The sequence below is a fragment of the Bartonella florencae genome, from assembly GCF_000312525.1.
GTDB lineage: Bacteria > Pseudomonadota > Alphaproteobacteria > Rhizobiales > Rhizobiaceae > Bartonella > Bartonella florencae.
Genome location: NZ_HE997452.1, coordinates 399,870 through 405,002, shown reverse-complemented (window position 1 = coordinate 405,002; position 5,133 = coordinate 399,870). Strand labels below are relative to the sequence as shown.

The window sequence follows — 5,133 nt, the reverse complement described above, 5'->3', positions numbered from 1 at the left end:
TCCCTGCCGAAATTCAGCGAGGAGCCATATGAAAGAAAAACAAACTAAACCAATAAAAGTCGAACAACTTAACAGTTATTATGAAGAGAGTCGTGGCTTGGAACGGGATCTTATCAACGAATTTATAAGATCGCGTAAAACGGCGTGGCGTGTCGCGGGTGCTGCTGGTCTTTTTGGCTTATTCGGTATGATATGTGGAATCGTTGGATTTTCTCAACCAGCCCCAACACCTTTAGTGCTCCGCGTTGATAACACAACAGGTGCAGTTGATGTTATTTCGATCATGCGTGAGCATGAAGAAAGCTATGGTGAAGTTGTAGATAGATATTGGCTCAATCAATATGTGCTTAACCGTGAAACTTACGACTATGATACCATTCAACTGAACTATGATACAACAGCGCTTTTAAGCGCAGCCGCTGTTCAACAAGAATATTATAAAATTTATGAAGGAGAAAAGGCGCGGGACAAAGTACTTTCCAACAAAGCACGTATCACAGTTAAAGTACGATCGATTCAGCCCAATGGATTGGGTCAAGCAACTGTACGTTTTACGACTCGACAACTTGACAGCAGCGGTGCTGCTACTGGACCAAAACAGCACCATATTGCAACAATTGGCTACACTTATGTCGGTGCTCCCATGAAATCATCTGATCGATTGCTTAACCCCCTTGGTTTTCAAGTAACGAGTTACCGTTCTGACCCAGAAATACTGTTGAATGATTAAGGGATTGATTTTTATGAAAAAATTTGTATTTGTTGTTCTATTGTCTTCGTTCTCTTCTCTTTATACAGTGCCTGTGCAAGCGCTTAAAAGTCCGTCAAATTCACAATATGATCATCGTATTCGCTATATAACCTATAACGAAGCCGATGTTGTTCAAATTGAAACAGTTCTTGGTGTTGCAACACATATCATTCTTGAAGAAGGTGAACACTATATCACGCATGCGTTTGGTGATTCAGAAGCCTATGCCTTTGCCCATAAAGGACGGCATATTTTTATTAAGCCAAAAGCAGAACTTGCTAATACCAATCTTATCGTTATAACGGATAAACGGAGCTACAAATTCCGACTACAGTTTCGAAATGACCGTGCGGGAGCTACTTATGAATTGGCTTTCAATTATCCTGATTCCGTAGATGAAAAGTCAGAAGCAAACAATCAACACCTTGCGATTGAACGTAGTTTTCACCAGAGCGTAAAAGGCTATAATCTTAGTTACACCATGAGCGGTCACCAAGATATTGCACCGATCAATGCTTGGGACAATGGACGTATTACTTACTTCAAGTTTCCCGCTAACATGGATATGCCATCGATTTATGTTGTAGATGCTGAAGGGAATGAAAGCTTAATACCACGCACTGTTATCGGCAGTTCTAATGATATTATCGCTGTTCATAAGGTCAATCCTAAATGGCTTATACGGCTTGGTAAACGTGCTCTCGCTGTTTTTAATGAAGCCTATGACCCCCATGGTATACCCAATACAACCGGAACAATATCTTCCGCAGTTCATCGCGTCAATAAAGGAGGAAAATGATGTTTGAGAATGAGAAAGGAGAGGAAAAAGGCAGAAAACTAAGCAATATAGAGCAAAAACATATTGAAGGTGCCTATGGAGGGTCAGAACTAGGTTCAGAACGCCGTCCAACGATTCCTGGTGCCCGTGCATTGTTAATGGTAGGACTCGTTGTCATCATAGCGGTGCCAATTGCTTTGACTTGGAAGGCTTTGAAAATGCGCAATACCGTGGAAGTTGAGGAAGAAACACCACAACAAACGGTACAGCAAATTATACCAAGCTATACCCCTCGGATTATAGAAGAGCCAAAAGTTGTAGAAGAAGTAGAAAAACCAACACCAGCAGAAGACTCAACATCGGAACTTCCTGCAGCTTTAACGAAACTTCTCCAAACAACCGTTCCCTCACATTTGCTCCAAGATTCTGAAGAATTAGCACGCAAACGTATGCTCAGTTCTAGTCTTAACAATGGTGGGAGTGAAGGATCTACAGAGACAAAGAATACATCGAATGATGGCAGTGGTGTATTATTCGATAATCTTCAACCTATACGTTTAGGTCAATCCCATGCAGTGCAACTTCGTAACCGTGACCTCTTGATTACGCAAGGAACGCAAATGGATTGTACATTGGAAACAAAGATTATCACGTCACAACCTGGAATGACGACTTGCCATTTAACACGGGATGTTTATTCCACAAGTGGTCGTGTTGTTTTGCTCGATCGTGGTTCTAAAGTTGTTGGTTTTTACCAAAGTGGCTTACAGCAAGGACAAACACGTGTGTTTGTACAATGGTTACGTATTGAAACGCCTTCTGGAGTTATTGTCAATCTTGACTCGCCTGGTACAGGTCCTCTTGGTGAAGCGGGTATTGGTGGCTGGATTGACAGGCACTTTTGGGAGCGATTTAGTGGTGCAATTATGGTGAGTATCATCGGTGATTTAGGAGAATGGGTGAGAGGCAAAATTAACAGTAGCAGCAAAGAAGATAAAGAGAAGTCAGAGAAGTCACAATCTCACAGTGTAAAAAGTGCTGAATCGGTAGTGAATGATGTTCTTCAAAGTTCCATCAATATCGCACCAACACTTTACAAAAACCAAGGTGAACGCGTGAATATTTTTGTTGCTCGTGATCTGGATTTCAGCGATGTCTACAGTCTCGTCACACGTTAATCCAATACAAAAAGATCAAGCAGTTTCTCAGCTTCTGCAACCGCTTGATCGTTTTTTAGAAGATCCGGAGATCATTGAATTATCGATCTGCCGCCCCTGTGAAGTATGGACAAAAAGCTTCAACGGATGGCAGGTCCATAGTGTACCAGAATTAACAACAGCTTTTTTGCAAACGCTTATTACAGCTATTATCGTTTATAACGGTATGGCACCCCGAAATATTAATTACGTACACTTACCCGGTGGACAACGTGGTACTATTATACAAACACCAGCGGTCATCGATGGTACACTATCCTTTGTAATTCGTAAGCATTCCCTTACGGTTAAGACGTTAGAGGAACTGGATAAAGAAGGTGCATTTGATAATTTTGCCGATGTAAGTTTCAATAAGCCCTCAGAAAAGGAAGCAAATAACCTGTTATCGAAGCAGGATTTTACACGGTTGGAACCATTTGAAGTACAACTTCTTCGTCTCAAACGTGATAAAAAAATTCTTCAATTTTTAAAAGAATGTGTACTCTATAAACGTAACATTATCATAGCAGGAAAAACAGGATCGGGTAAAACAACATTTGCTCGTTCGCTCATTGAAACAGTACCGGTAGAGGAACGCATTATTACAATTGAAGATGTTCATGAGCTTTTTCTGCCTAATCATCCAAACCATGTCCATATGCTTTATGGTTATGGTGCAGGTTGTGTTCCGGCTGATGAGTGTTTAGATGCATGTCTGCGTCAATCACCTGACCGCATTTTTCTTGCCGAACTGCGTGGCAACGAAGCATGGGAATATCTCAACTCTTTGAACACTGGACATCCAGGATCAATTACAACAACACACGCCAACAATGCTTTGCAAACATTCGAACGGTGTGCCACATTGATCAAAAGATCAGAGGTTGGTCGTCAACTTGATATAGAAATGATAAAAGTCGTTCTTTACACAACAGTAGATGTGGTGTTGTTCTTTAAAGATAGAAGGCTCTCCGAAATCTTTTATGATCCCATCTTTGCTAAATCAAAGATAGTTTAAATGAAACGTTTCTTTTAAACATATGATACAAACAACAACAGCTGTGGCAATTTGTCACAGCTTTCTGTTAGATTTTTCTTTTACCTGCTTTTTGGTAAAGTTTTTACTTCCTTACAACTGAGGAAGAAAATTGATAATAATAACTCTATGAGAAAAACGAATCTGCATCCCAAATTTTGTATTTGACCATTTGTTTCATTTATTTTGGGGAACTATGCACTTTATAGAAAAGAAAAATGCTCAAAACAAATCTTTTAAAAGGGATAACTCTCAATTTTTCTATCAATATGGCTTCTGTAAAGCACCCAGACGTGATAACAACAAATAAATTATCACAACAAAAACAATAACTTATCTTTCAAGAGTTCTAAGCATTATTTGTTAATCATCAATGAATGTGTTTTTTAACCCAATAAAGGATACAGACTTCTAACATAGAAAACTTAATGCACTATAAATTTTGATTTAGCAAAAAAAATCACATTTCAATTTGATAATAAAAAGCCTAAGAACGTCATAGATTTTGCATTTTATTAGTTGCATGATGTAAAAGAAACATAACGACAATCGCTACAAAAATCTTCGTTTAGTTATATTCGAAAAAAATTTAAAACAAACAAATCACTTCATATTTTACAACTTACTGAAAGTCTTGAACACTCCCTCATTGCGGATTCTTACATCTAGAATCAACAAAATATTTTTTGCTCATCACGAAAAAAACGTAAGCTGTAAAAAACTAAAAATACCTCTAATCAACTCTTTCAATACAAGATAAGTTAAAATATGAGAAGTGCATAAAAGAATGCGAACACTGGCTTACCATTTAGCAAAAATAGCGCTATCTCAATGAATATCAACACAAAACAATACAGTGATATATCGTCTATACTTTCCGTAAAATTCCTTCTTTAATGGCAGCATAATCTTCACATGAAGAACGGCATTATATTATACATTCATACACTTATAAAAAAACATCTCTCAGCCTTCCTAAGCCCATTCCACAACGCTACCCATAAATGATATGACCGTAAAGCCATTGTGCATTATAATTTTTATATTTATAAAGGGGCAAGCGCCTTCACACTCTTTGCTAACTTGATTGCCCTATCCAGCGAACACCCCCTCATCAAAACCCCTTATTCCATATTAAAAACGTATTTTTCTCATGAGAGATTTTATCTAAAATACCCTGTTGGTTTTAAATTGTCGTGATAATTCTTTTCAATTTTCATAAAAGAACATAAAAATTTTATAGATTACCCTTGGTGCAGCATCTCAAAAAATACAAAATCATATATGTTTGCTTACCTCTCACATCACGCTTTTAACTGATATATTTTTAAAGACGGCGCTCAACCATGAGCTTTTTTATTTCAGCAATTGC

The 5,133-nt window shown here is 38.1% G+C and carries 4 protein-coding genes; all 4 read left to right on the top strand.

Annotated features, from left to right (window positions below):
- Nucleotides 1-28 precede the first annotated feature (28 nt).
- From BN202_RS04520 to virB11, 4 genes are read left to right on the top strand one after another with little or no spacing between them, the layout of a single operon-like run.
- A complete protein-coding gene (locus tag BN202_RS04520; protein WP_019219361.1) occupies nt 29-730 on the top strand; it encodes a VirB8 family type IV secretion system protein in 702 nt (233 codons plus the stop codon).
- 13 nt (nt 731-743) lie between these two features.
- Complete coding sequence (gene virB9, locus BN202_RS04515) at nt 744-1,550, top strand: P-type conjugative transfer protein VirB9 (RefSeq protein WP_034987444.1); 807 nt, start codon at nt 744-746, stop codon at nt 1,548-1,550.
- Nucleotides 1,550-2,707 carry a type IV secretion system protein VirB10 gene (gene virB10 / locus BN202_RS04510; RefSeq protein ID WP_019219359.1) on the top strand — a complete coding sequence of 386 codons (1,158 nt, stop codon included), beginning with the start codon at nt 1,550-1,552 and terminating at the stop codon, nt 2,705-2,707. Before virB9 ends, virB10 begins: the two co-directional genes overlap by 1 nt.
- Nucleotides 2,682-3,743: a P-type DNA transfer ATPase VirB11 gene (gene virB11, locus BN202_RS04505; protein ID WP_019219358.1), complete on the top strand. Its 1,062-nt coding sequence runs from the start codon at nt 2,682-2,684 to the stop codon at nt 3,741-3,743. Before virB10 ends, virB11 begins: the two co-directional genes overlap by 26 nt.
- The last annotated feature ends 1,390 nt before the right edge of the window (nt 3,744-5,133 follow it).

Bases quoted from the DNA above. Each gene is read 5' to 3' on its own strand.
- BN202_RS04520 (WP_019219361.1), top strand. From the start codon at position 29: ATGAAAGAAAAACAAACTAAACCAATAAAAGTCGAACAACTTAACAGT.
- virB9 (WP_034987444.1), top strand. From the start codon at position 744: ATGAAAAAATTTGTATTTGTTGTTCTATTGTCTTCGTTCTCTTCTCTT.
- virB10 (WP_019219359.1), top strand. From the start codon at position 1,550: ATGTTTGAGAATGAGAAAGGAGAGGAAAAAGGCAGAAAACTAAGCAAT.
- virB11 (WP_019219358.1), top strand. From the start codon at position 2,682: ATGTCTACAGTCTCGTCACACGTTAATCCAATACAAAAAGATCAAGCA.